The sequence below is a fragment of the bacterium genome, from assembly GCA_030648955.1.
GTDB lineage: Bacteria > Patescibacteriota > Minisyncoccia > Phycocordibacterales > JAUSHB01 > JAUSHB01.
The window spans coordinates 16,085-41,006 of sequence record JAUSHB010000012.1; the positions used below are offsets into that span (position 1 = coordinate 16,085).

General features: G+C 42.9%; 22 protein-coding genes and 5 tRNA genes. 15 read left to right on the plus strand and 12 right to left on the minus strand.

Annotation, left to right across the window (positions count from 1 at the left end; translation table 11 throughout):
- Positions 1–64 precede the first annotated feature (64 nt).
- Both Q7S11_02840 and csrA read right to left on the minus strand, forming a co-directional pair.
- On the minus strand, positions 65–1,126 hold the full coding sequence (locus tag Q7S11_02840) for a hypothetical protein (protein ID MDO8572687.1): 1,062 nt from the start codon (positions 1,124–1,126) through the stop codon (positions 65–67).
- Positions 1,127–2,115: 989 nt separating this feature from the next.
- Positions 2,116–2,328 (minus strand): carbon storage regulator CsrA, encoded by a 213-nt coding sequence (gene csrA, locus Q7S11_02845; protein ID MDO8572688.1) that lies wholly within the window; start codon positions 2,326–2,328, stop codon positions 2,116–2,118.
- 212 nt (positions 2,329–2,540) lie between these two features.
- On the opposite strand from csrA, the gene Q7S11_02850 reads away from it, so the two are divergent.
- From Q7S11_02850 to Q7S11_02900, 11 genes are all read left to right on the plus strand, one after another.
- Positions 2,541–3,182: an MBL fold metallo-hydrolase gene (locus tag Q7S11_02850; protein MDO8572689.1), complete on the plus strand. Its 642-nt coding sequence runs from the start codon at positions 2,541–2,543 to the stop codon at positions 3,180–3,182.
- A 159-nt stretch (positions 3,183–3,341) separates the two neighbouring features.
- A complete protein-coding gene (locus tag Q7S11_02855) occupies positions 3,342–3,665 on the plus strand; it encodes a hypothetical protein (protein ID MDO8572690.1) in 324 nt (107 codons plus the stop codon).
- 41 nt (positions 3,666–3,706) lie between these two features.
- A complete protein-coding gene (gene gyrA, locus Q7S11_02860; protein MDO8572691.1) occupies positions 3,707–6,175 on the plus strand; it encodes a DNA gyrase subunit A in 2,469 nt (822 codons plus the stop codon).
- Positions 6,176–6,311: 136 nt separating this feature from the next.
- Positions 6,312–6,842, plus strand: a complete 531-nt coding sequence (locus tag Q7S11_02865; protein MDO8572692.1) for a methyltransferase domain-containing protein — start codon at positions 6,312–6,314, stop codon at positions 6,840–6,842.
- A 56-nt stretch (positions 6,843–6,898) separates the two neighbouring features.
- Positions 6,899–8,218: an extracellular solute-binding protein gene (locus tag Q7S11_02870; GenBank protein ID MDO8572693.1), complete on the plus strand. Its 1,320-nt coding sequence runs from the start codon at positions 6,899–6,901 to the stop codon at positions 8,216–8,218.
- A 6-nt stretch (positions 8,219–8,224) separates the two neighbouring features.
- A complete protein-coding gene (locus Q7S11_02875; GenBank protein ID MDO8572694.1) occupies positions 8,225–8,629 on the plus strand; it encodes a hypothetical protein in 405 nt (134 codons plus the stop codon).
- Between the two features lie 64 nt (positions 8,630–8,693).
- On the plus strand, positions 8,694–9,086 hold the full coding sequence (locus Q7S11_02880; GenBank protein ID MDO8572695.1) for a hypothetical protein: 393 nt from the start codon (positions 8,694–8,696) through the stop codon (positions 9,084–9,086).
- A gap of 25 nt (positions 9,087–9,111) precedes the next feature.
- Positions 9,112–9,546 carry a hypothetical protein gene (locus Q7S11_02885; GenBank protein ID MDO8572696.1) on the plus strand — a complete coding sequence of 145 codons (435 nt, stop codon included), beginning with the start codon at positions 9,112–9,114 and terminating at the stop codon, positions 9,544–9,546.
- A gap of 82 nt (positions 9,547–9,628) precedes the next feature.
- Complete coding sequence (locus Q7S11_02890) at positions 9,629–9,973, plus strand: hypothetical protein (protein ID MDO8572697.1); 345 nt, start codon at positions 9,629–9,631, stop codon at positions 9,971–9,973.
- A gap of 223 nt (positions 9,974–10,196) precedes the next feature.
- A complete protein-coding gene (locus Q7S11_02895; protein MDO8572698.1) occupies positions 10,197–10,571 on the plus strand; it encodes a hypothetical protein in 375 nt (124 codons plus the stop codon).
- Between the two features lie 23 nt (positions 10,572–10,594).
- Positions 10,595–10,843: a hypothetical protein gene (locus Q7S11_02900; GenBank protein MDO8572699.1), complete on the plus strand. Its 249-nt coding sequence runs from the start codon at positions 10,595–10,597 to the stop codon at positions 10,841–10,843.
- Positions 10,844–10,976: 133 nt separating this feature from the next.
- Here Q7S11_02900 and Q7S11_02905 read toward each other — a convergent pair whose 3' ends face one another.
- The 5 genes from Q7S11_02905 to Q7S11_02925 all read right to left on the minus strand — a co-directional run bounded on the left by Q7S11_02905 (position 10,977) and on the right by Q7S11_02925 (position 14,273).
- A complete protein-coding gene (locus Q7S11_02905; protein MDO8572700.1) occupies positions 10,977–11,843 on the minus strand; it encodes a hypothetical protein in 867 nt (288 codons plus the stop codon).
- Entirely contained in the window at positions 11,840–13,078 is a 1,239-nt protein-coding gene (locus Q7S11_02910; protein ID MDO8572701.1) for a hypothetical protein, read from the minus strand. The genes Q7S11_02905 and Q7S11_02910 overlap by 4 nt, the downstream gene beginning before the upstream one ends.
- A 423-nt stretch (positions 13,079–13,501) precedes the next feature.
- A tRNA-Leu gene (locus tag Q7S11_02915) sits at positions 13,502–13,583 on the minus strand.
- Positions 13,584–13,776: 193 nt separating this feature from the next.
- Positions 13,777–13,861 (minus strand) — tRNA-Leu (locus tag Q7S11_02920).
- 339 nt (positions 13,862–14,200) lie between these two features.
- Positions 14,201–14,273 (minus strand) — tRNA-Lys (locus Q7S11_02925).
- A 307-nt stretch (positions 14,274–14,580) separates the two neighbouring features.
- On the opposite strand from Q7S11_02925, the gene Q7S11_02930 reads away from it, so the two are divergent.
- Complete coding sequence (locus tag Q7S11_02930; protein ID MDO8572702.1) at positions 14,581–18,549, plus strand: Calx-beta domain-containing protein; 3,969 nt, start codon at positions 14,581–14,583, stop codon at positions 18,547–18,549.
- Positions 18,550–18,915: 366 nt separating this feature from the next.
- Here the strand turns inward: Q7S11_02930 and Q7S11_02935 are convergent.
- The 5 genes from Q7S11_02935 to Q7S11_02955 form a co-directional block, all read right to left on the minus strand.
- Positions 18,916–19,002 (minus strand) — tRNA-Leu (locus Q7S11_02935).
- Positions 19,003–19,254: 252 nt separating this feature from the next.
- A tRNA-Cys gene (locus tag Q7S11_02940) sits at positions 19,255–19,326 on the minus strand.
- A gap of 120 nt (positions 19,327–19,446) precedes the next feature.
- Positions 19,447–19,770 carry a ribosome-binding factor A gene (locus Q7S11_02945; GenBank protein ID MDO8572703.1) on the minus strand — a complete coding sequence of 108 codons (324 nt, stop codon included), beginning with the start codon at positions 19,768–19,770 and terminating at the stop codon, positions 19,447–19,449.
- Positions 19,771–19,773: 3 nt separating this feature from the next.
- On the minus strand, positions 19,774–21,318 hold the full coding sequence (gene infB / locus Q7S11_02950; GenBank protein ID MDO8572704.1) for a translation initiation factor IF-2: 1,545 nt from the start codon (positions 21,316–21,318) through the stop codon (positions 19,774–19,776).
- Positions 21,319–21,427: 109 nt separating this feature from the next.
- On the minus strand, positions 21,428–21,898 hold the full coding sequence (locus Q7S11_02955) for a DUF4446 family protein (GenBank protein MDO8572705.1): 471 nt from the start codon (positions 21,896–21,898) through the stop codon (positions 21,428–21,430).
- A gap of 70 nt (positions 21,899–21,968) precedes the next feature.
- On the opposite strand from Q7S11_02955, the gene Q7S11_02960 reads away from it, so the two are divergent.
- The 3 genes from Q7S11_02960 to Q7S11_02970 all read left to right on the plus strand — a co-directional run bounded on the left by Q7S11_02960 (position 21,969) and on the right by Q7S11_02970 (position 24,857).
- The gene (locus Q7S11_02960) at positions 21,969–23,183 is read left to right on the plus strand and encodes a cysteine desulfurase family protein (GenBank protein MDO8572706.1); all 1,215 of its coding nucleotides are present in this window, start codon (positions 21,969–21,971) and stop codon (positions 23,181–23,183) included.
- Positions 23,184–23,192: 9 nt separating this feature from the next.
- Positions 23,193–23,777, plus strand: coding sequence for a superoxide dismutase (locus Q7S11_02965; protein ID MDO8572707.1), 585 nt, complete (start codon positions 23,193–23,195; stop codon positions 23,775–23,777).
- A gap of 165 nt (positions 23,778–23,942) precedes the next feature.
- On the plus strand, positions 23,943–24,857 hold the full coding sequence (locus tag Q7S11_02970; protein ID MDO8572708.1) for a serine protease: 915 nt from the start codon (positions 23,943–23,945) through the stop codon (positions 24,855–24,857).
- Positions 24,858–24,922 lie beyond the last annotated feature (65 nt).

Here is a 24,922-nt window from a genome sequence, read left to right on the forward strand (position 1 = left end):
CAAAAAAACAGGGGGACTTGAGCGTCCCCCTGGTGTATGCCTTGCGGCATACGGTATGTTTTTGTTATTTACTTGCTGTTTTGTCTGACGGTGCTTTGACGGCCACATCAATCGACGAGAAAATGATGCTCGGGATCAAGGTGTTCTTGGCGAATGCAATATAGCCTGAATCCCAGAAGTACAATTGCATGCGCCACATCTGACCATAGTGTACCACCTTGACGTTGTCGCCGTCTTTATAGACGATGACTTCGAGCGGGATGGCTGTGGCATGGTCTACGCCGGGATACGGCGCATCCTTTGATTTGCCATCGCTCCGGAAGTCGGAGTTGATGCGGATGCACTTGTTCTCGGTGTAGTCATTGCTGATGCCGAAGTAGACCGCGTTCGTTCCCACAGGGATTTTACTCAACAGACGCCAGCCGGATGAATCGTCGGTGCCTTTGTCTTGACTGGCCTTGAACGCATTTTCCACACGTGCAACAACGGCGTCGAAGTTTTCAGCTTTGTCGGTGAAGACTTCATTCTGGCTTTCCTTCCAGTTACGGAACTTGGCCATCATTTTGGCAGGACCATCGCCGTTGAACTTTTGCAATGCACTCCGGGAACGTACAGGTTCGAGTTGCACGGATACCTGCGTGCCCGGGACCTTGGCGGTGACATCTGTGATTTCTTTCGCCACCGCTTTTGCTGCGGAAACCAATTCCAAGCAATGAAGAGATTTCATGCTCTTGTTGCAGTAGTAGACTTCCGCATGTGCTTCAGGATTTGCCATGTTGATATGGACCTTCTTGCCCTCACCGTACTCATACACACCGATGCGTAAGATTTGCGCCGAAATTGTATCCGGCGATTCGTCTTTGGCAGCCTGCATATAGGTCGGTGACGTCAGGACATAGACACGGGCCTTTTGTTGTTTGTCATCATAGATGAGGTCGCGCTTTGTGTGGTACGTCAGTTTGGATTCGCCGAGTGCCTTTTCCAGTGCAGCCGTCGTTTCTTCAAAAGAACCTGAAGCCTCGAGGACTCGTACGAATATACCAAGATCTTTATCATCAGAAGCCGCTTGCGCGCCGAGGGAGGTGAACAGAAAAACTGCAAAAAATAACAAGTTTTTAAAGTACATAACCTTCTCCTTTCCCATTTTTCAGGGAATAGTTGGTTGGCATTAACTACACGATTGTAGCTAATTACCATAAATTCTACCAGATACAAAATATTTGTCAACCCCACATGAGGGTGTAAATTCAGTGCTCAAAATCTGATAACATTGTACAAAAAATACATAAGATTTTGTGCAATTCACTACATGAAGCGAAATAAATAAATAAAATAAAAAAAATGAGCGGCTACAACTGTAGCCGCTCGAAGTATTAGCGAGGATTAGGGCACAAATTATCATCTAGCATTCGCAATGCGTCGACCTCCTTTGGCATTTTTGCCGTTGTTGAAAAAATAAATTACTCAATAGATCAAATCTTCAAGAATTCTATCGCATTGATTAAATCTGTCAATCTGTCGTGGTAAAAATATATGTCCCCGCGGCAAGCCGACGGGGTAATGCTCGGAACTCCCCGCTTATACAAAAGCGTGGCAAAGCTGCGCGGTATTGACCTATATTAGCTCCTCGGCTTGGAAATGGAAATGTAGGAACATTTCCATTTCACACCACGGGAGTACTTCCAATTTTTACACTCGCTTTGCGAGTAAGAAATTTAGGTCGCTCGCCCTACGTCGCGAATAAAAAAGGCGACCACACATGTGTTTCATGTGGTCGCCCCTGTAGAAATGGCGCTGACAACGTCATCTTATTGGCTTATACCGGCCTTTACGGTATGCCAGATGTCGGTGGTCATGGTCAGGCCATGTTGCCGGCGCTTTCGCGGGCGCCGATCGTCGTCGAAGTTATATGCACAGACATGCCGCAGGTTTCGCCGCGGGCCAGGTTGAGGTTGCTCTTGGTTACTATGGAAGTTGTTTCTTGCATTCGCATACGTTGACTCCTTCCCCGACATGGGGTTTTGGTTGAAGGGCACTGCTCTTACTGCTGGAGATTATACACCCCCCCAGGAAAATTGTCAAGTATTAGAGGAAATTTGTCTCAAAATTCTCTTATCACCGTGGCGTATGGTTGCCAGGCATCGGATGAACTACGCCGGCTTCTTTTTCTTTCTTTATCCGCTCGTATACTTCTTCTCGATGAACGGGGATTTTTTTAGGCGCAATAACGCCGATGCGGACTTGATTTCCCTTGATTCCAAGTACTGTGACTTGAACTTCGTCGCCGATATTCAAGGTCTCGCCGATCCTTCGGGTTAAGATTAGCATATTGTGCCCTCCAAGGCAGTTGATGTGTGAAGTGCTACTAAAATTCACAATAACACGCCTTTAGTTTTTTTGCAACCCCCGCCCTCACCCATAAAGCCATTGAACTTGCCTGAATTTTGGAAGCCTTGCTTCCAAAATCAGACAAAAACACCATATCTATGGGCATATCGCATATTTTCATATTTTTAAAAAATCTGGTACAATACGCTCTTATGATTATCACGTACTATGGCGGGGAGTTTTTTAAAATACAGACGGGAGATATAACTATCGCATTCAACCCGATTGGTAAGGATTCTACATTCAAAACATCACGATTTGGTGCAAACATCGCTCTTGTTTCTCTCAACCACGATGATTTTAACGGTTCTGACCAACTTTCCTATGGAGATAAAGTGCCGTTTGTTATTTCCGGACCTGGCGAATATGAAGTGGGGGGAATTTTTATCAAAGGATTTCCAGCGGAGACGGTGTATAAAAAAGAAAAGCGAATTAATACAATTTATTCTGTATTATTTGACAATATTTCACTTTGTTTTCTCGGGGCATTGTCTGACCCAAAATCTATCGGAAGTGAAATCAAAGAAGGAGTCGGTGATGTCGACATTCTTTTTGTTCCTGTTGGCGACGGGGATGTGTTGGGGCCCTCGACTGCGCACGAAGTATCGCTTTTATTCAACCCCAAAATGGTGATCCCGATGCATTTTGAGGGTAGTGGGAAAAGTGGTTTGCTCGCAACGTTTCTCAAGGAAGCTGGTGATGGTGCCGAAACTCTTGATAAACTTACTATTAAGAAAAAAGATCTTGAAGGTAAGGAAGGCGATATTGTGGTGCTCAAGAACAATGCAGACTAATCCCGGCAGAAAAGAGCTTCATCATGAGCTTCCCGAGCTTCAAAAGCTTCCGAAGCTTAAGAAGCTAACGAAGCTAAAAGCTTAATTCTTAACTTTCTACATTTATAACTTTCAAACTCACTCATGTGGATCCAATTGCGAAATCTCCAAAATAAACCCTTGCACACGCGCAAAATGATTCTTTATGTTTCTACGGTTGTGATATTTTTCATCGTCGTACTTTTCTGGATTCTTCTTTTAAATATACAAAAAGCGAACGAAACGAATGTGCCCCGCGAGGGAATTCTTTCTCCCTTTGATGGCATCAAAGAGACATTTACCAAGATGTTTGAAAATATTAGTACATCAAATATTCCTGCTATATCTCCAGCTCGAGAGAAATTAACACCAGAAAGCTTTAATAGTTTTGGAGAATCCCCAAAAACTTTACAAGCTTCAACGACCATAAAAGCAGAAGAAGCTAACGACACAAGAGGCTATTGAGTCCCTTTAATTCTGTTTCCAATGTGCTAGAATAAGAAAATATGGCAGAAAAAAAGGCTCCCCACGAGGAAGCCCCAGTCCACAAAGGAATAATTCCTGTTGAAATAAGCTCCGAAATGAAGGAGTCTTATTTAGACTATGCGATGTCGGTGATCACTCAACGCGCGCTTCCGGATGTGCGCGATGGACTCAAGCCCGTACACCGGCGCATCCTTTTTGCGATGCAAGAAGCTGGGCTGGTAGCCTCCGCTCGTTTTAGGAAGTCTGCGACAATCGTTGGAGATGTACTTGGTAAATATCATCCGCACGGAGATTCATCGGTGTACGATGCGATGGTAAAAATGGCCCAGCTTTTTTCGTTGCGTTACCCGCTTGTCTTGGGTCAGGGAAATTTTGGTTCTATCGATGGTGATCCTCCTGCGGCATATCGTTATACCGAGGCAAAGATGTCTCGAATTTCAGGCGAGGTATTGAAAGATCTTGATAAAAATACTGTCGATTTTCGTCCCAACTATGACGGTTCACGCAAAGAACCAAGTGTATTACCGTCGGTCGTACCGAACTTGCTCTTAAACGGCACGTTGGGTATTGCCGTTGGTATGGCGACGAATATTCCGCCTCACAACCTAGGTGAAGTTGTTGATGCGCTACTCCACTTGAGTGAGAATCCTGATGCTACAACGAATGATTTGTTAAAATTTGTGAAAGGACCAGATTTTCCAACGGGGGGAATTGTGTTCGGCGAAAAAGATATTCACCATGCGTATGCATCAGGAAGAGGCGGTGTGGTATGCCGAGGCGAAGCGGAAATAATTGAAGAGAAAAATGCAAACCAGATCATCATCACCTCGCTCCCGTTCCGTGTAAACAAGTCAGATCTCATTGTCTCAATTGCGGATCTGGTGCGTGAAAAGAAAATTGAAGGGATCAAGGGGCTTCGTGATGAATCCGCAAAAGGAGACATTCGCATTGCCATCGATCTGAAGAGCGGTTCACACCCGCAAGAAGTGCTGAATTATTTATATAAGCATACCGAACTTGAGTCGGCGTTCCACTACAACATGCTTGCGCTCGTTGACGGCGTTCCTCAAACGCTTTCACTCAAAACAATGCTCCATGAGTTTATTGGACATCGACAGGTTGTTGTAAGACGTCGAACGCAGTTTGATCTCACGCGCGCCGAAGAACGAGCCCATATCCTCGAGGGACTCAAAAAAGCGCTCGACCACATCGACAAAATCATCAAGCTCATCAAGGCATCAAAGGATACGCCAGCTGCACATAGTAATCTCATGCGGGAATTCAAATTTTCCGACGTACAGGCGACTGCAATTCTTGAGATGAGACTTCAGAAACTTGCCGGTCTTGAGCGTAGGGCGATTGAGCTTGAACTCGAAGAGAAACTAAAACTCATTAAAGAGCTCAAGGAACTTTTAGCAAGCCCAAAAAAGATTTTTGAAGTTATCAAAAAAGAACTTCGAGATATTAAAGAGAAATATGGCGATGAGCGTCGCACTAGAGTTGTAAAACATGGTGCAAAATCGATTTCTCTTGAAGATATCATTCCTGACGAGGAATCCATTTTGGTATTTACGAGTGGGGGATATGTGAAGCGTACAAACCCAAATGAATACAGAAGGCAAAAACGTGGTGGCGTGGGTGTTATTGATCTTGATACCAAAGAAGAAGATTTCATAACGATGTTAATCGGAGCGACTACGCACAACGACCTTCTGTTCTTCTCTGACAAAGGCAAGGCATATCAGATTAAAATGTATGACATTCCCGAAGGACGACGTGCAACAAAAGGGAAATCAATCATGAATTTTATTTCGTTGGGAAGTGATGAAAAGGTCACTTCGATTCTTGCAATGCCCCGAGCGACAAAAGAAACAAAAGGGGGGACGCTTTCACTCGCAATGGTTACTCGACAAGGGGTAGTCAAAAAAGTCTCTGCGGAAAGTTTCAAAGATGTGCGTCGGAGCGGACTTATGGCAATAAAGCTTGGTACGGGTGATCAGCTTCTCTCTGCTTTGTTTGTTGAGAAAGGTGACAACATAATGCTTGCAACGGGACGAGGGCAAGCAATCCGCTTTAAAGAATCTGATGTGCGTGAGATGGGACGCGCGGCAGGGGGTGTCCGTGGAATGAAATTGCGTAAAGGGGACTATATCATTGGTGCTGACATAGTGAAAAAAGAGTACACCAAAGCCACGTTCTTGGTCATGGGAGAAAACGGTTATGGTAAAAAAACTCCTGTTTCTGAATACAAAATTCAACACCGAGGAGGTTCGGGTATCAAGACTGCTAAAGTCACACCAAAAATCGGCAATTTGATTGTTGCTAAGGTTGTAACCGAAGCAGAAGAAGAACTCGTCGCTATTTCCAAGAAAAGTCAAGTTATACGAACAGATTTAAGTAGTGTTCCGTCTCTCGGGAGACAGACACAAGGTGTAAAAATTTTGAAACCGCGCCCGGGAGACAGTTTAGCGTCACTTATTGTTATGTAAGGGGATTTGGAAGTCCTGCTTCCAAATTCTAAAAAGCTGTTGAAACTAGTGAAGTTTTTGTAAAAATAATACTTTCATTGTGCAACATGGCATCTTTGATATATAATTATATTGTTAACCACACAATGTATATCCTATGACTTTCTCCGATCCTCAAAAAAATATACAACAATTTGGTCTAACAGAAGGCATGAAGATTGCAGATCTGGGTGCCGGTTCTGCCGCTTACACGCTTGCAGCCGCAGCTCAAGTGGGAACTTCTGGTCGCGTATATGCAGTCGAAGTCCAAAAAGAGCTTTTATCAAATATAAAAAATATGGCTGCAAAACAAGGATTTTTTAATGTCGAAGTAATTTGGGGAGATATAGAACGTTTGGGGGGAACAAAAATTAAAGACCACGTTCTTGATGCAGTTATTGTATCAAATGTGTTATTTCAAGCTGAAGATAAACGAGGGGTTGTGGCAGAAGTAAGACGGATACTCAAGCCGAAAGGTCGCGTTCTTGTCGTTGATTGGAAAGATTCCTTCGGAGGAATGGGTCCGCATGTTGATCAAGTAATGAGTGAACAGACTGCTCGGGATCTTTTTGAAAATGATGGTTTTACATTAGATCGTTTTATTTCATCAGGAGATCATCATTATGGGTTTGTGGCAGTCAAACAATGAATTCACTTAGAGATACCATGGTTATGAATTTTTGGCACAATCTTTAAAAATTTATCATGAAAGAAGCAAAAGGATTTCAGCTCGCAATTCTTGGTACATTCGGAGCTTTTATATTTCTCGGTGTTCTTGCGTTTGCGGGAATATTGCCAGGATTTAGCAATAAGGCAACCAAAGACAATCTTTTTTTAGGAAATGTGACCATTTGGGGAACATTGCCTCAGGCGCAGTTGATGAACATTTTTGAAGATTTTAATAATGAGAATAAAAAAATTGTCACGGTTACTTATTTCGAAAAAAGCAAGGGAACATTTGAAAGGGAACTCATAGAAGCTCTTGCTGATGGTATCGGTCCGGACATGATACTCCTTTCACAGGATTACATTGTTCGACATCGCAATAAAATATATCCAATTCCTTACGAAGTGTATCCGGAACGAGACCTTAAAACTAATTTTATTGAGGAGGGAGAATTATATTTGGGAGATACAGGAATCTACGCAGTTCCGTTTGTTGTTGATCCTTTGGTGATGTATTGGAATCGGGACATGTTTTCGTCGGCGCTTATCAGCACCCCGCCGTCTTATTGGGATGAATTTTTTGGTCTTGCGAAGATTCTTACAAAAATTGACAATAGTTCGAATATTAAAAAGAGCCTTGTTTCATTTGGAGAATATGATAACGTCGCAAATGCAAAAGAGATTCTCTCAATGCTGATGATGCAGGCGGGGAGTTCCATTGTCAGTCAAGAGGGAGGTGTGTATCGTTCGACATTGTCATCAAACGAGAGCAACGGCGTATCTCCCGGGGAAGAAGCATTTAGGTTTTATACAGAATTTTCAAATCCCACCAAAACATCATATTCATGGAATCGCTCACTTCTGTATTCGCGAGATATGTTTACTACTGGGGACCTCGCGCTCTATTTTGGTTTTGCAAGTGAATATGGAAGTCTCCAGAAGAAAAATCCTCATCTAAATTTCGACGTAACTACTGTACCGCAAACACGAACCGCAGACCGCAAACTTACTTTCGGCAAGATGCAGGGACTCTCCATTCTCAAGAGTTCGAAAATATTATCTGCAGATCTTGCAGCTTTGCAGATTTTATCGAACAAAGATGTCGTTGCATCCGCCTCAACGGCGCTCAATCTTCCTCCAGTCCGTCGCGAGCTTCTTTCTCAAAGACCAAAAGAGTCATACCTTTCAGTATTCTACGATGGAGCCCTTTTGAGCAAGGGGTGGCTTGATCCATCACCTAGTGATACAAACGCAATATTTAACGAAATTGTCCAAGATATCACTTCAGGAAGACGAAAATTAAGCAATGCAGTTGAAAATGGCAATGCGTTATTGGAAAAACTTTTAAGAAAATTATAAAAAAATATGCAACTCGCAAAATCACGAGTATCTAAAAAGAAAATATACGCATTAGGCGCAATAGTATTGGCCTTATCCGTGCTTCTTGCTCCCGTGTATGCATCTGCGGCAATTGTGCCGTGTGGGGGCTCGGGTCAACCTTCCTGTAGTTTTGATTATCTTATCGTACTCATCAAGAATATCGTCACATTCCTTCTCTTCAGTCTCGCAGTTCCCCTCGCCGCAATATCATTTGCTGTTGCAGGCGTCATGATTCTTACCGCAGGAGACAATTCTGGGCAAGTATCGAGAGCAAAAGAAATTTTCTGGAATGTTTTGATTGGTCTTATTGTTGCACTTTCTGCATGGTTGATTGTGACCGCGATTACATCGGCGCTTCAATCTTCGAGCGTGCCGTCATACTTGAAGTGATGTAAGACAATTTTCTCAAATTTAGCCCTGTGGTATACTGTTTTTAAGTTATTAATAAAAAAATATGGTTACAATAAATAAAATATTTTGGTACATGGTTGCTTCTTTCTTTACTTTACCGCAAATTATCCTTGCGAATACCCATGGTCCGGGCACGGGAGGTACGACCGGTCCTGGGACAACGGGCGGGGGTGCTTCGTTTCCTAACCCCATAAAATATGCAACGTTTATGGATTTTGTGCAGGCAATTTTGCAAGTAGTCCTTAAAATCGGCATCCCCGTTGCCGCGATGTTTATTATCTACAGCGGGTTTCTTTTTGTGAAAGCGCAAGGAAATGAATCAGAGCTGACGAAAGCAAAAAGCGCTTTCACCTATGCGGTTATCGGGACGGCGATACTTCTCGGTTCATGGTTATTGGCGGAAGGGATAGGTAGCACGATTGAAAGTTTGAAATAATGAACTATTTGGATAGAGAATAGCCATGCTACAAAAATCAATACATAACAATAAGTCCCAGGGCAGGATTCCAACGTCTATTATCAACCGCCTCAAGATTCCTCAAGGTCGGAAATTTGCAACGTTCGTTGTTGTTTTGGCGACACTTTTTATGTTTCCAGCGTTTGCTTTTGCGACAACCTTATCAGACTTCGTTGCTTTTTTTGTGGATCAAATTTTAAATCCGCTGATTGTGGTTATTGTTGGTCTCGCGGTCGTGTATTGGTTGTGGGGAATCAGTAAATATATCTTGCATGCGGATGACGCCAAGGCAAGAGAAGAGGGGAGAAGCATGATGATTATGGGGGTTATTGCTATATTTGTAATGGTTTCAATGTGGGGGCTTATTAATGTTTTAACTGCCACATTTAAGCTTGATTCAAGCTCGGGTCTTCCCGATGCAGAGGAATTCTTACCGTAAAAATAGATTACATGGTCTGTATGCAACATACAGATTTATCGAAAGAGAAATGTTCATTATGTTAATAAATAAGAAAAATACCATGAGAAAAATATTTTATACCGCCACAGCCTCCATCATGTTAGTCCCGTTTATTGTCCAAGGGGTAACCATTAGAGATGAGTTGCTTCTCGTGGTCGCATACATTAACATATTCATTCCTTTTCTCACTGTTCTGGGGACGCTGTATGTAGTATGGGGTGTGTTTCAGTTTATTCGTTCCGCAGGGGATGAAAAGGCTGTTACAGAAGGAAGGAATAGAATCGTCTTCGGTATCGTCGGTTTATTTGTGATGATATCAATATGGGGTTTTGTTAATCTTTTAGTAAATTCCCTGAAACTACCTTCAGACACTATTCCCAAAATTCCTCTTATTGGGTCTATGTAGATTGGGTGGCGGTGCGTGTCTTCTACTGCCAAGGTAAGTTTTTTTAGAAAATTTTGCTTATTGAGAAACTAGGGGTTATGTTATAATAATCCACACCCCCCCCTTGTAGTAATGAGCCTATTTTAATACTATAGGGGAAGGTTTCGGCATCAGTTGGTTTTTCCAAGATATAGGTCGGTAAAATTATGCAAAGTTAATATTATTAAGTAAAAGAATTTAAAAAATGAAAAAATACTTTTTAGCGTTTTTATTAGGTTTCTCGGCAGTTCCTTTTGTTGGTAGTGCCGCTGCTACTGTTGGGACTATTGGACAATTGCTTAAGTGGTTCACTGACCTTATTAATGCAATCATCCCCTTTCTTCTTGTAGTCGCCACTCTGTATGTTATTTGGGGAATCTTCCAGTTTGTTACCGCCGCAGGAGATGAAGAAGGGCGTAAAACAGGGCGCGATAAGATGATTTACGGTATCATCGGACTATTCCTCATGTTGTCAGTATGGGGTCTCGTTAATCTTTTGGTAGGATCTCTTGGGTTTACTGATACCACAATACAAGCACCACCTGTATTGAATATTCCTGCTGCAACAACCAATATCTAAATGGAATCCAACGTTCATCCTTTATGTCAGATTTAGACACACTAATTGACAAAATCGGTAAGAATATCTTGGATCCTCTTATCGTTCTTTTGTTCGGTTTTGCTGTTATTTACTTTCTATGGGGCGCGTTTGAATTCATTCGGGACTATGATAGTCCTGAAGCGAGGAGGACGGGTGCACAGCACATGCTCTGGGGGATCATCGGGATGTTCATCATGGTATCCGCATTCGGAATCATGAACCTCGTTGGTGATACCATTACTTCAATATAGCCTCTAAAGGCATAAAGACTAAAAATAAAGGAATTAAAAAATCTCCCAACTCAATCGGGGGATTTTTTAATGCGCATACAATAAGCAAAAAGAAAACCCCGTCGTAATAAAACGACGGGGCAAATGAACTAAATCACGAATGGTGTTTCATAATAACCTTAACACTCACTTTTCTCCCTTTCTGTTTTGGCGGCTCAACTTGTACTCGGTAATCACTCACTACAGTTACCCCCTTCAGCTCTGGATATTTTTCTATGTCAATGATTGAGCTTTGAATTTCCGGACCACAGGGAACAGTATTGGTGTACGGAATCCCCCTGACTTTGAATTTTACTCGCAGTATGACATTTTCAGCACAATCAAAGTCAGTTTTTATTAGGTTTAGTGGAAAACGGAATTCTTGTGACGGTGTAAACTCATGCGCAACGAGTACGACACTCGATTCACCACGTGCTACTGCTTGCGCAACATATTTTGGTTTTTGGGGTCCCGCTTCAAACAAAAGAAGGGCACCAAGCATCATAAAAGTGACAAATGACACTTTCGCTGAGGCAATAACAAGAACTGATATCGCTACAGCATTCCAAAATATGAACCACTTCCAGTGATCTGTTGCCACTTGTTTCCATAGCGTCGAGTCAAAGGACCATATTGCCACGAGGAATACTAACCATGCACATAGGATGACAAATTTGACCCAGTAAAAGCTTCCATCCGCCAAGGAGCTACGTGGTATCGGAGTTACCTTTTTGGTGTCCATGCCCTTAGTGCTCTCTACCTCACTCGTTTTTGTGGTCGTATTTTTTAACTTACCCCAAACACGTGATGAAAAGAGAGCAATAACAAAAAATGCTAGAACACCAAGAATCACAATCAATATAGAGATGGCCGTTAATTCAAAATAAAACTTTGCCGTCTCTATACCAACAGGGTCGAAAAGATAAAAATAGATACCAATAAGCACGAGAAGAAGTGTAAACAAAATTTTAATCCATCTCATGGGGCACCTCCCTCAGGTTTAGTTGTATCCTGATCTCCTTGTGTATCTTTTTCCGCATCTTTCCCCTTCACGGATGTAAGAATTGCAGAAAGTAATCTTGTCTGTTGATCTACGGACGATTTTCCATCCCCCGCAGAATCAAATATGACAACATTTCCTTTCTCTCCCGCTTTTTCCATCGCCTCAAGGCGACGAATTTGCGGACCATAGGGGAATTTCTCAATCGCGGTGTAACGCTTGTCGATTGCATCCGCGTCAGCCTCGGCGCGTTTTTTTATTGCCACGGCATACGCTTCTGCCTTTTGATATTCAACATAGATTGCAGTTACTGCCGCTTGAACATCTCCCTTTTCGTCGACAAGATCAACGGTAAGCATTTGCGCGCTTACAATCTCAACTCCAAGAAGTCTTAAAACTCCCTCCGGTTTACCATCCTTATCCTTTTTCCCTTTAACTTCCGTGTTCAATTGAACAATAGCATCCGAGAAAGTTCCCTTATCAGCGATTCCCTCAGGACTTGTTTCGGCGCGTAAATCATTAAAATCTCTCACGCCGACATAATCCTTCGTACGACTTAAGCTATATTTCTGTAGCTGAATAAACCAGTCAACATTTTCAAAGAGTGCTATTTGCGGATAGACGACTCTCACAAAAAGAGAGAACTGTACATTTACCCGTACATTACCGCCGAGTAATGGATTCCCCTGAATTTTCAAAGTGGTTCCCGTTTCTGCCTCTTTCGCTAAGACGGCATACTCGGCCGTACTCACATAAAAGAAGTCAGTTGGCTCATCGCGTGGGATGAGTTCGGGGTCTTTTTTGGCAGGATCCCATTCATCCCACCGGAATTCGTACCGATAGACCTTATAAATCGGCCAAATTCCGATGTAGTACATACCGAGTGATTTCTCAATCAACCCCAGGAATCCTTTGTGTTCTGAATCGCCATCAACTATCCCCCATGTGTTTAGTTTAGTGTCCCACTCCAGGTGCCGTCCTTTCAGTGCAATAATGAACTTGTGGAACTCACCTCCTTCGGTGATGATTTGTCCACGTTTATTTTCCTTGTAGGCGCCACCCTTCATAACCACATATCCTTGTCCTTCTTGAGGGAACATGAAGAATATTTTGGCATGAGCCAGTAGCCACAATATGACTAAAAGAATGACCCCTAAGAAGGTAAGAATTAGCCCTACGCTAGCAGAGAGTAAGAGCAGAGAAATGATACCGTTCATTGCAACCTCCTAATCAGAAAGAAAAATGAAATATTAAGCTGTCAAAAACCCAACCTATCTGGGTGAAACTATACAGGAGAAATACAAATAAGTCAAGTTTTTTGTACCGTGGGAGTAGGCTTGGTCACAAATTCGCTACGCTCATAAGTGCCTCCTGCCCGGACTCGCCTGCCGTACTTGCTTCGCTTCGTACGACATGGCTCCGCCTTTCAAATCTCCACGCAACGCAAGCAGTTGCGTTGCTCCCACAGCACTGCGTTTATTTCATTTACTTGTGCTGTGGGAGGAGACTTGGTCACAAATAATTTTCTGCTGAAAATTTTCGCGACCCCGCCTCGCGCCGCCGCGCTCCGGCCTTCAAATCTCTCCCGTGTCCACAAACAAACAGATTCGCCTCGCTTCACGAGGCTTATCTAATGTTTGTGCCGTGGGAGAGATTTGAACTCTCAAGCCTTGCGGCATACGCTTCTGAAGCGTACGCGTATACCAGTTCCGCCACCACGGCAGGATTTATGGATTATATCCTAAAATGAGAAATACAATAAAATTTTTGTGGGCTAGGGAGGACTTGAATCTTACAGATTCGGTACAGGTTTCGTATTTTTTCGGATTACTTAATCCTCAAAAATATACTCAACCTTTTCAAGTCCTCTCACGCAAAACACGCAGGTGTCTTACTCCCTGACATCAATTCGTTCTGGTGGGCTAGGGAGGACTTGAACCTCCATGGGTTACCCCGTTGCGTCCTAAGCGCAGTGCGTCTACCAATTTCGCCACTAGCCCAAATTACATCACTACACCATGCTACTCGTCGTCACAAGTATTTTTCCTGACGGAAAAATCTCGCGACCCCGGCTCGCGGTTTTTGCCTTGAGCAAGCTCAAACAAAAACAGCGCTGCGCCTCGGACAAGCTAAAAATCTCCCGCAGGGAAAATTTTTTACGCTTGTCCGCCCGGCAGTCTTGGTCACGAGTTACTAATCCTTTTATTTCACTTCGTTCACAAAAGTCTAAGTACTCGCGACCCCGCCTCGTTGTCGCTGCGCGACATACTGCGGCTTTCAAATCCTGACGCAAGTAAAGAAGTTTACTTGCTCCGGGCGAACCACTCGTTTCACTCGGGTCCGCCCGGCAGGATTTGAACCTGCGACCATCTCCTTAAGAGGGAGTTGCTCTACCAACTGAGCTACGGGCGGATATAAAAACGTACGGTGTTTTCTGGCTCCATATTGCAGATTTCGGTTTTTTGAATGAGTTGAGTATAAATCATTCCTTTGAATATTTCAATGAATGAAAATAAAAAATTTCGCGTACATCCCTGATTATTTTATAAAGGTCTTAATTGAGTACCAAGTTTTAGTTGTCCACAATGTACTTCATGTGACACTACGTGCTACGATATTAAAATGTATTTTATTAGCTGAGAGGATTAGAGATGAGCCTTTCTTGAGATTCGAAGTTTCTTTTAGTACCAACTTATTACGTGTTTAGCGAAAAAGTATTATGCACAAGCATTTTTATACGACTAAATTTATCGCGGGAGCAATAATTTTTACCGCACTTATTTTTCCAAATATTTCGTTTGCGGTTTGTACCGTTGGGTTTAGCGGTCCTGCATCAAACATAGCCGATACAGGTGGAGACGGGAACGGCTTTCAAAGTAATCCAGCTAATGCCTATACCGCCAATGATGTATATGCAGTTGATACTAATAGCGGTACCCAAAATGGCACTCAGTGCACGAGTCCCGGAAAGGATCGACATAAATTTTTTAACTACGGCTTCAGTCTGCCCTCGGGAGCAACGATTGATGGGATTGAAGTACAGCTCGTAGGAAAAGTGGACAGCACGACCGGTGCACCGAAAATGTGCGCGGAATTATCGTGGGATGGAGGTTCTAATTGGACAATCGGCGCCGAAGGGGTCTTAACGACCCCCACATTGAAGAAATCTAACACTGTTTATACATTAGGTGGTCCAACAAATACATGGGGCAGAAATTGGGCCTTTGATGAACTAAGCAACTCCAACTTTCTCTTGCGCTTGACCAATGTCGCGAGCAACAACTCACGTGATTTTTCTTTGGATTTTGCAGGAGTGAAAGTGACGTGTACAGCGCCAACGCTTCCTCAAGTATCATTTGCTACTACAACCTCATTCGGGAGCGAAAATCTTGCAATCAGTGATATCCTCGTTTCTCTAAATATGATAGCAACGCAAACAGTGACCGTTGATTGGGCTGTTGTTTCCGGTGGTACAGCGATGTACGGAACGGATTATTCAATACACTTATCTACTACGACGAGTGGAGTTCTATCATTCGAACCTGGTGAAGTTTCGAAAACAATACGTATAGCAACCGTGTCTGATAATGACGCTACTGAGGGTGATGAAACGGTGATGCTTGAATTAAGTAATCCTAGCGCTAACGTAACTCTTGGATCAAATACTTCTCTCACTTTCACTATCTACGATACTCCACCGAGAGGTATCGTTGGAGATTTTACTGCTGACATCGTACTTGGCCAGCGGGACCATACAGAATCTACCACAAACACAGTGGTGCCCAAGCATGTTTTCAACGCGGGTGGCGTTGTGGTGGATCGCTCCGTCGGCAGTGGAGTCAATGGCCGGGCTTATGTATGGGATGGGGGTAACAATCGAATCTTAGGGTTTAATCTTGATAGCTGTTATGCGACACCAGGTGAGGCATGTATGCCGGCATTAGTCATCGGTCAGCCTACGGGTACGGGTTACGGTTCGTGTAATCAGGATGCAAGTATGTCGCGATATCCTTATCTGGCGCCAGCTAGTGCCAGCACTATTTGTGGGACGGCGGCGTGGTATATCAGCCCGAAGGAAATGGCGCGTCGCTCCAGCATGGCAGTGGACCAGACTACAGGGGATCTTTACGTTCCCGATTTTGAGAACAATCGAGTCCTTGTTTTTGAAAAGCCGTTTGATAATAGTCCAGGTAAAACACCTACTATCGCGGACGATGTCATAGGTCAAGATGATTTTTCTGGAGTATATTGCAATAAGGTTCCATATAAACGCAAGGGCGGTGACATAGACCCTAGCACCCCTATCGCCAATCCGAGTGCTTCATCGCTGTGTGCCATGTCTGAATGGTATTCCCAAGGTTTCGGGGTAGCTCTTGATACCTGGGGAAATCTTTGGGTTGCAGATGGTGGAAATAATCGGGTGTTGCGTTTTCCCAAGAACCTGGCCACGAATAAAATCAGCAAGTCCGCTGATCTGGTGCTGGGGCAATCCAATTTTACCTCGCGCACGGGCGGAACCGGGTTGACTCGTATGCAAGCGCCAACCTCACTGGCGTTTGGGCCTACTGGCAAGCTGTATGTCGCGGATGGATCGACTCAGAATCAAGATAATTCAGTATATCCCAATAGTCGCGTTATTGTGTTCACGCCCCAGTTTACAAATGGTATGACGGGAACTCTTTTTTCAGGAGGAGGTAGTACGGAGTTTAAAAGGCCATATATTACCAGTGTCAGCGCAGTCTCTGGTCTTAACGGTCTTTGGATTAGCCATTGGGTGCCGGATGTATCTACACCGACATATATTCCACAGCATTTTGAGGTAGAACAATTTGATTGGAATGGAAATTTAATTAAAACTCTTCCGGTGTGGTTGGACGCAGGTGGTGGCTTCGTAGCAAATTCTTTTGATAGTTCGATCGACGTCGATGTCGGAGGAAATGTTTTGGTACCAGGAGGGCGCGATGCGAACAACGTGGTGATTTATTCAGCGCCCTATTCAGTCCAGCCCACCACCTTGTTGCCACCGTCGTTTATGTACAATCCGACCTCGAACAGTCATTTGTTTTATGCCGGCGGTATTGCAACCGCGTCGAATCAGCTCTATGTAGCTGACGGTCACAGAATCATGATCTGGAATAACCTGGATTATTTGACCAACGGTAAGGCAGCTGACAGTTTCATCGGACAAGTAGATTTTAATTCCTCTAACTATCTATTCAACGGCAATAATTCCTATGCACAAATGAAGGTTGACTCTAAACAGAGGCTATGGGTAGCGAGCAATAATCGTATCTTTGTGTATCAAACCCCGCTCTATACCTGGAGCAAGCCGATTAAAGTGATTCGGGGACCGCTTGGTGTATTAAACAGCACAGACCAAATTCAAAATCTTTCCGTCAACGGAAGAGAAATTGGCATTGTTCCCACAGTTACCGCAGATGATCAGGACTTCTTGTGGGTATCACAACCATTTGAGCATCGCGTGCTACGAATTCGAGATCCTCTTGGTACAACACCTCTTGTTGATGTAGTGCTCGGACAGACTAATATTACGGATACTAACTGTAATCATGGCGCTAGTGTTCCACAGACGGCTTTAGATTTGCTTTGTTATCCATATAATTTATCTCTTGATCAAAATAAAGATTTATACGTGTCGGATCATATTACCGAAGGAGCTGGAAATATGCGAATGCTCATGTTTCAAACATCAAGTACTTCAACATTTCCTGTAGACAACAGCGATGTGCTTTATGCGCCATTTGCTTACAAAGCATTTCCAAGTCCACAAGCAACGTATGAAGCGGCGTTCAATACTGGCAATGGTGTTGACCGCATGATCGTGGGGTATGACAGCTATGGTGGTCTTTCGCCGTTTGTGGGCATTTACGAGAATCCAGGACTAACAAGTGTGACCACACCAACGTGTATACTTCCTTCTGGGGAATCGGATTGTTACCTCAATGACCACACAACTTTGGCGGGTGCTACCACATTCGATCAATTGGGAAACCTCTATGTGGGTGACGCAAATCGTACCAAGGTGTTTATTTACAAACAACCGTTCTCAAGTACTGGAGGTAGTCAAGGTCCGCAATTTCCTGAAATGACTCAAATATCATCACACATTACTATGTCGAGTGATGATGCATACACCTGTGGGAGTTATACTACTACAAATGATGCGTTTACTATGGTCGGGCATAACACACAATGTCCAGGCGGATCTGCTGACGCTGTCGCAGGACTACGTTTCAACAGTATCAATATCCCTTCGATGGCTATCATTGACCATGCAACAATAATTTACAAACCAACATGGTTTAATTCGTATACGGAATCTCTAAATATAAAAATAAATGGAGTCGCTGATGCGAACGCGAATCCGACGACATTTTCAACGGAAGTTCCCTTGAATACGTTGCCCCTCATTAGTGATGGGGGAACGGGTCTGCCTGTTACCGTTTATCTTGACGATAGCGAAAATGGTCTTTGGAAAACCGAACACTGGCACGCCGCTCCAAATCTCACAAGTATTGTGCAAAATATGATAGGCCAGCCTGGATGGGTCTCTGGAAACTCTATGGCATTCTTGATCTCAAACGATGGCACGCCAAACGAGCGCTCGTTTATTGGATTTGATTATAATCCTGACGAAGCTCCAATTCTCTATATTCAGTACCACTAATATAATTATTTTAGATTAATCTCAAAAACAGAAGGACTTTTGAGGCCTCCTGTTTTTGATGTGATATTTTGTGAAGTCTTTAAAAACCGTTCAGTTTGATATTGGTGCGGTATTCTTGAATTAGTCAGAACACATTTCATCGTCGCCGAGCGAAGCGAGGCGAACCAAAATTCTTTGACTTTTCCTACGTGGTGCCGGGGGTGGGAATCCTTCTCATCCAAAATTTTCAAATCGTGAGACGATATATGAAAATTTTTCCTTCGAAGCCGGCCACTTTTGCTTCATCCTTCGGCGCAAAAGTTGGCTTCGATTCCCGTGGAAACAAATAACGATTTTAAGACGCAGAAAATGCGTCAAAAATCGTTATGGTGCCGGGGGTGGGAATCGAACCCACACGAGCTTTCGCTCTCAAGATTTTAAGTCTTGTATGTCTACCGATTTCATCACCCCGGCATATGAGAGTCAAAAGTTCATAAAGTTCAAAGTTTATAAAGCCAGACATGCATTACTTTACAAACTTTATAAACTTTTAACTTCTGTTGAGGCCTGGGCGGATTGGTCACAAATAAATTTTCTGATAAAAATTTTTCGCGACCTCGCCTCGCTGTCGCAGGGCGACATGCTCCGGCTTTCAATTCCCGACACAAGACAAGCGGTTGCCTTGTTCCCACGCCTCCGGAACTCCCATTGCAGGGAGTTTCCTTGAGGCCTGGGCGGGAATTGAACCCGCGCATATCTCTTTTGCAGAGAGACGCCTTACCACTTGGCTACCAGGCCATGCTTAGTCCCAGACCGAAGAGAGGTCTGCCTACCGGCAGGCAGTTGGTAGGGAAGAGTTCCGCACAAATTTTTTCACCGCACGGCGCTCTTAGTTCGTATTACTGAACTTTCATTATTCTAGTGTTTTATACCAAGCTCGTCAATTTTTTGGCGTGTTTTTTCACCGATGTCTATTTCAAAATTAACAACGGGAATCACGCGCGTGCGCGCGTGTGATTTAAGATAACCGCGAAATTCGCTACGTTTTCGTTTTAAGAATTCGAGTGCGTGACGTTCTTCTGATTCAGGGAGTACGGTGATAAATATAATAGCGTGTTTGAGTTTTTGTTCCATCATGCATCGCGTAACCGTAATCAGGGATACATTACTCGATTCTATTTGGACAAATTGAGCCGCAAGCTTGCGAATCAATTCCTCGAGTTTTTGTTGGCGTACCGCCATATGTTATTTTCGTACGAGAATAAATGATTCGATTGTATCTCCTCGTGCAATTTCAATTTTCGATTCTATCATTGTTCCGAACTCATTTCCTTCAATAACTTCATCAGTAGAAAGTTTTTGACGTTGAAGTTCAATAATCTTGCCTCGACCAATTTCATGCTCGCGTCTGATAATTTTTACAATAGATTTTGCTTTAAGTACTCCCATAGTGACGCGCCCGCCGACAACTTGTTTATTTTTATTTTTACTGAACATTTTTAAAATCTCTGCCTGACCGGTCATTTCTTCAGTCTCGACGCGCGGTGTTCTGCGCTCAATTTCTTTCTGTAACCACTCACTTATTTTATAAATAATATTAAATATGACTACATTTGCTCCATGTCGTTCTGCCAGCTGCGAAACATTTCCATCTACACTGACATGAAATCCTATAATAATCGGTTCATGAAAACCTGCCACTGTTTTAACGTCGTTTTCAGATATAGTGCCAACTCCTTTCTGAACAAGCTTTATTTTCACCTTTTCAGTATCAAGACCGCTAATCTCTTTTTCTATTGCTTCAAGAGTTCCCACAACATCTGTTTTAATAATGAGCGGGATTATTACGACGCTCATCTCTTCTTCCGTACTTTCGCTCTCGGGTGTAATCGTAGATAAAGCGGGTGTTTTTTGAGCGGTTGATCGTGAATTAGTAAGATATGATTCAATAGCAACTTCCGCTTCTTTTTTTGATGCATACGTCTTAAATGGAGCTCCGATAGTAGGAATTTTTTGCCAGCCAGTGATTCGTATGGGTGAAGAGAATGATGCCTCGTCGATATTTTTACCAAGAAAATTTTCCATCATGCGTACAGGAGTGAAAGAATCTTCGGCGACGACATAAGACCCCTTTTCTAGTGTACCGTCTTCAATGATGAGTGTGGCAGAAATTCCTCTTTTAGGATTAAGACTTGACTCGATAACAACACCTTCCGCAGGCTTTGTTTTGTCTCCTTTAAGTTCCGCGAGTTCTGCGACAAGAAGCATCATATCGAGTAATTCTGGCACCCCCTTGCCTGATTTTGCAGATATTGGCATACAGGGGACATCACCACCATATCCTTCAATATAAATTTCATGCTCAGCCATTTCTTGCTTTACCCGCTCTACATTCGCATTAGGTTTATCAATTTTGGTTATGGCAACAATAAAAGAAATACCAGCTTCCTTGATACACTTGAGTGCTTCTGTGGTCTGTTGTTTGACTCCATCTTCTGCAGAAATAACGAGGACTGCAATATCTGCAATGTTTGCTCCGCGGGATCTCATATTTGAAAATGCCTGATGGCCAGGTGTATCAAGAAATGTGATCGTTTTTGTACCGCCTTCTTTTGTTGGATGAATAACTTCGTATGCCGAAAGATGTTGGGTGATGCCGCCAGATTCTCCTCCTACAATATTACTTTTTCGAATATAATCGAGAAGCGTTGATTTTCCATGGTCAATATGCCCCATGATGGTAATGATGGGGGGACGTTCTGCAATTGCTTTGTTTTTTAATTTCTCCATGTTGCAAAGTAAAAGTTTAAAAATCAAAATGTAAAATCATAGTTCAAAATTTAAAGATGCAATGCTTGCATGTTTAAATTTCTTATCTATAATTTTTTAGTTTTCTTTTTTAATTTGTATTGAGCGAATCCTTCGCATTCTGCAAAGCGCTTCTTTCTTCTCCCGAAAGTTCATACGACGAAGCGAGGCTTTTTATAGGCTTTGCGTAAATGCTTACGTGCTCACGAGAGTATAGGCTTGAAATAACTACCCCGTCTCCTTCTTCATTGAGAAAGGCGGTTGCAAAACTTTGGTTGCTTCCGGAATTTTTGAAAGGATTAAAACGAACCGTTTCGATACCGCGGATGCTTTTTTTAAGTTTTTGATTGATAGTCTTCAAATATTCTGAAACATTTTTTTGTGAAGCGTCAACGCGTTCAATTCCTTCTTTCACGTGGACAATGGTATCCTCAAGACTTTTCGCATCTTTCCCATAAAGAAACCTATTGAGACGTCGCTGTAACCACATAATCCATAGGGCGAGAGCGATAATAAAACCCATAAGAATATACATAATAATTAGTGTGGTTGCCTCTGTCATACAGATGAAGATTATACATCACGCCACACTCTTTTGCAAAAAAATCATTTTATCACTAGAATACGTGGGTATGAAGGCGAACAAAAGAATCTATTTAGACCACGCTGCCGCGACACCGCTTGACCCGCGTGTGTTTGCGGCAATGAAGCCATTCATGACGAAAGAATTTGGAAATCCTAGCACGTTATATCGCGAGGGAGTTGTCGCAAAGAACGCGGTATTTCTTGCACGGAAAAAAATCGCGGAGATTCTTTTTGCACACCCAGACGAGATTATTTTTACCAGTAGTGGGACAGAAGGAAATAATCTTGCGATTCAGGGAATTGTTAATAGTGCACCATACCTACCGGCAGGCAGGCGAGAAAAATTGGGGGAGAAGAACCCACACATCATAACAAGTGTGATTGAACATCCATCAGTACTCGCGGGGTGTAAAGCACTTGAAGGTTGGGGAGTTGCAGTTTCGTATATCGGAGTGGACGGCAATGGAATCATCAAGCTCGACGAACTAAAGAAAGCGCTCCGAAAAGAAACAGTACTTGTTTCAATTATGTATGCAAACAATGAAATCGGTACGATAGAACCAATTCGTGAAATTGCAAAAATTATTCGTATATGGAGAAAACACAACAGTACTTCATTTCCCTATATTCATACTGATGCATGTCAGGCGGCAAACTATCTTCCTCTTCATGTTGAACGACTCGGTATTGATTTGCTTACACTCAATGGATCAAAAATATATGGACCGAAAGGAATGGGCGCATTGTTTGTACGTCGCGGTGTTCCTCTATCGCCGTTTATCTATGGCGGAGGACAAGAGCGAGGGCTTCGACCAGGCACAGAGAACGTGGCGGGGATTGTGGGACTTGCGGAAGCACTTGGGATTGCAGAAACCATGAAAGAAAAAGAATCAAAGCGACTTACAACACTTCGCGATTATTTTATCTCGTCAATGTTTAAGAAAATTCCCGGCGTGATACTCAACGGGGATCGAATCGAGCGTTCACCCAACAACGTAAACGTTTCCATTCCGGGGATTGAAAGCGATCACCTTATTATTGAGCTTGATGCGCATGGAATCGCCGCATCCGCTCGCAGTGCATGCAAAAGTATGGACGAAGAAGGCTCTCATGTTATTATGGCGTTAGGACGGAACACAATTGGAACTGAAAGCGGTATTCGATTTACGCTCGGAAGAAGTACCACCAAGAAAGATACTGATTATGCCATCGCAGTGTTATCACAATTGGTAAAGAAATTAAAAAATATTAAAAGTTTATAAGCAAAAAATATGAATTACGAACCCAAAAAATACGATTTATTACTGGGAATGACGGGTTTCAGCGACCAACTTCTCAAAAACCACTTTACGCTATATGAAGGATATGTAGCGAACACGAATAAAATTTCTGTACTTCTTAAAGAAATGACAGCGGCAGGGAAGGCGGCGACTCCTGAATATGCGGAACTTAAGCGCAGGTTTGGGTGGGAGTACAATGGTATGCGTTTGCATGAATTATATTTTGGAAACATGGCAAAGGATGCCAAGAAACTTGATCAAAATTCCCCGCTCGCAAAAAAAATAACCGAAGAGTTCGGTTCAATGGAAAACTGGGAAGCTGATTTTAAGAGTACTGGCACGATGCGTGGTATCGGCTGGGTCATACTTTCGCATGATACAACAACAGATACGCTCTTCAATGTATGGATCAACGAACACGATGTAGGTCACTTGGCTGGGGCAACACCCATTCTCGTACTTGATGTGTTTGAGCACGCCTATATGATCGACTACGGACTTAAAAAAGCAGATTACATTACTACCTTTATGAGTGCGGTTAATTGGAGAGAAGCGGAGAAGAGATTCAAAGCATAAAATCTATTGCATACCAAAGGGTTTTCTTGTAGTATCGAAGTAATGGAATCCCGTTGGGGAATTAGATGGAAGAATTATCAATTTACAATTTTCAATCAATTACTAATGAGCTAATTTTTAAGCATTCAAACGTTAAAAATTTACTGAGAATTAGAAATTAACCAGATGGACCAACTCAATAAACATCAAATCATACTTCTCACACTTCTTATTACTTTCGTGACCTCGATCGCGACGGGAATTGTTACTGTGACCCTTCTCGAAAAAGCCCCTCCGGGGATTACTCAAACCATCAATCGTGTCGTTGAACATACCATTGAAAGGATTGTTCCGACCGAAACAGGCAAAGCAACCGTAGTAACCGAGCGCATTATCATCAAAGAAGAGGATCTTATCGTTAAAGCGGTTGAAGAAAATTCAAAAAGTATGATTACACTCCGAGGAATAAGCGCCGAAGGAGTAGAGCAACATCTAGGGCTTGGGTTTTTTGTCTCGGCTGATGGATTGGCAGTAACAGCGAGGGGGGTTGTTGACGGAGTGTCGCCTGAAAGTTTGGCAGCTCTTTATGGCGGTAAACATTTAAGTGTCCAAATTCTTCCACAAGGGGGAGGCAGTGATTTTACTCTTTTAAAAATTTCTCCTCCGCAGAATGAAGATAAAAATGTCTCCACGACTACATCTGATACAAAAAAAGTTGCCGATAAATTTGTTTTCACATCCGTATCTCTTTCAGACTCAAATCAAATCAAACTTGGGCAAACAGCAATATTTTTGGGTGGTATAAAAGGAACAACGGTAGTTACCGGAATTGTGTCCGATCTCATTACAGAAACAAAAACCAATGAAACAACCAAAAAAGAAGAAACTCATTTCCGTGCAATCAAAACAAGCGCGAATCTTTCACGCAATAGTGCTGGTGCGCCTCTGATTACCATGGAAGGCTCTGTGGCAGGAATTATGATTATAGATCCGGTAACCGGTGTTGATACAGCGGCACCGATCAATGACATAAAAGAAGCTATTATTGCCATTACCCCCAAGAAAGAAGCTGATCCGTCAGTAAAGACTTCCTCAAATTAAAGTTGACAGAATTTTGGGAGTCTTGTACAATATTTTCATAAAATTTTTTATAATTGGCAGTAGTG

Coding starts and splice junctions, on each gene's coding strand:
- Q7S11_02945 (MDO8572703.1), bottom strand. CDS start 19,770: ATGGCGGTACGCCAACAAAAACTCGAGGAATTGATTCGCAAGCTTGCG.
- gyrA (MDO8572691.1), top strand. CDS start 3,707: ATGGCAGAAAAAAAGGCTCCCCACGAGGAAGCCCCAGTCCACAAAGGA.
- csrA (MDO8572688.1), bottom strand. CDS start 2,328: ATGCTAATCTTAACCCGAAGGATCGGCGAGACCTTGAATATCGGCGAC.
- Q7S11_02970 (MDO8572708.1), top strand. CDS start 23,943: ATGGACCAACTCAATAAACATCAAATCATACTTCTCACACTTCTTATT.
- Q7S11_02840 (MDO8572687.1), bottom strand. CDS start 1,126: ATGTACTTTAAAAACTTGTTATTTTTTGCAGTTTTTCTGTTCACCTCC.
- Q7S11_02910 (MDO8572701.1), bottom strand. CDS start 13,078: ATGAACGGTATCATTTCTCTGCTCTTACTCTCTGCTAGCGTAGGGCTA.
- Q7S11_02965 (MDO8572707.1), top strand. CDS start 23,193: ATGAATTACGAACCCAAAAAATACGATTTATTACTGGGAATGACGGGT.
- Q7S11_02875 (MDO8572694.1), top strand. CDS start 8,225: ATGCAACTCGCAAAATCACGAGTATCTAAAAAGAAAATATACGCATTA.
- Q7S11_02930 (MDO8572702.1), top strand. CDS start 14,581: ATGCACAAGCATTTTTATACGACTAAATTTATCGCGGGAGCAATAATT.
- Q7S11_02960 (MDO8572706.1), top strand. CDS start 21,969: ATGAAGGCGAACAAAAGAATCTATTTAGACCACGCTGCCGCGACACCG.
- Q7S11_02890 (MDO8572697.1), top strand. CDS start 9,629: ATGAGAAAAATATTTTATACCGCCACAGCCTCCATCATGTTAGTCCCG.
- infB (MDO8572704.1), bottom strand. CDS start 21,318: ATGGAGAAATTAAAAAACAAAGCAATTGCAGAACGTCCCCCCATCATT.
- Q7S11_02900 (MDO8572699.1), top strand. CDS start 10,595: ATGTCAGATTTAGACACACTAATTGACAAAATCGGTAAGAATATCTTG.
- Q7S11_02880 (MDO8572695.1), top strand. CDS start 8,694: ATGGTTACAATAAATAAAATATTTTGGTACATGGTTGCTTCTTTCTTT.
- Q7S11_02905 (MDO8572700.1), bottom strand. CDS start 11,843: ATGAGATGGATTAAAATTTTGTTTACACTTCTTCTCGTGCTTATTGGT.
- Q7S11_02865 (MDO8572692.1), top strand. CDS start 6,312: ATGACTTTCTCCGATCCTCAAAAAAATATACAACAATTTGGTCTAACA.
- Q7S11_02850 (MDO8572689.1), top strand. CDS start 2,541: ATGATTATCACGTACTATGGCGGGGAGTTTTTTAAAATACAGACGGGA.
- Q7S11_02955 (MDO8572705.1), bottom strand. CDS start 21,898: ATGACAGAGGCAACCACACTAATTATTATGTATATTCTTATGGGTTTT.
- Q7S11_02870 (MDO8572693.1), top strand. CDS start 6,899: ATGAAAGAAGCAAAAGGATTTCAGCTCGCAATTCTTGGTACATTCGGA.
- Q7S11_02895 (MDO8572698.1), top strand. CDS start 10,197: ATGAAAAAATACTTTTTAGCGTTTTTATTAGGTTTCTCGGCAGTTCCT.
- Q7S11_02885 (MDO8572696.1), top strand. CDS start 9,112: ATGCTACAAAAATCAATACATAACAATAAGTCCCAGGGCAGGATTCCA.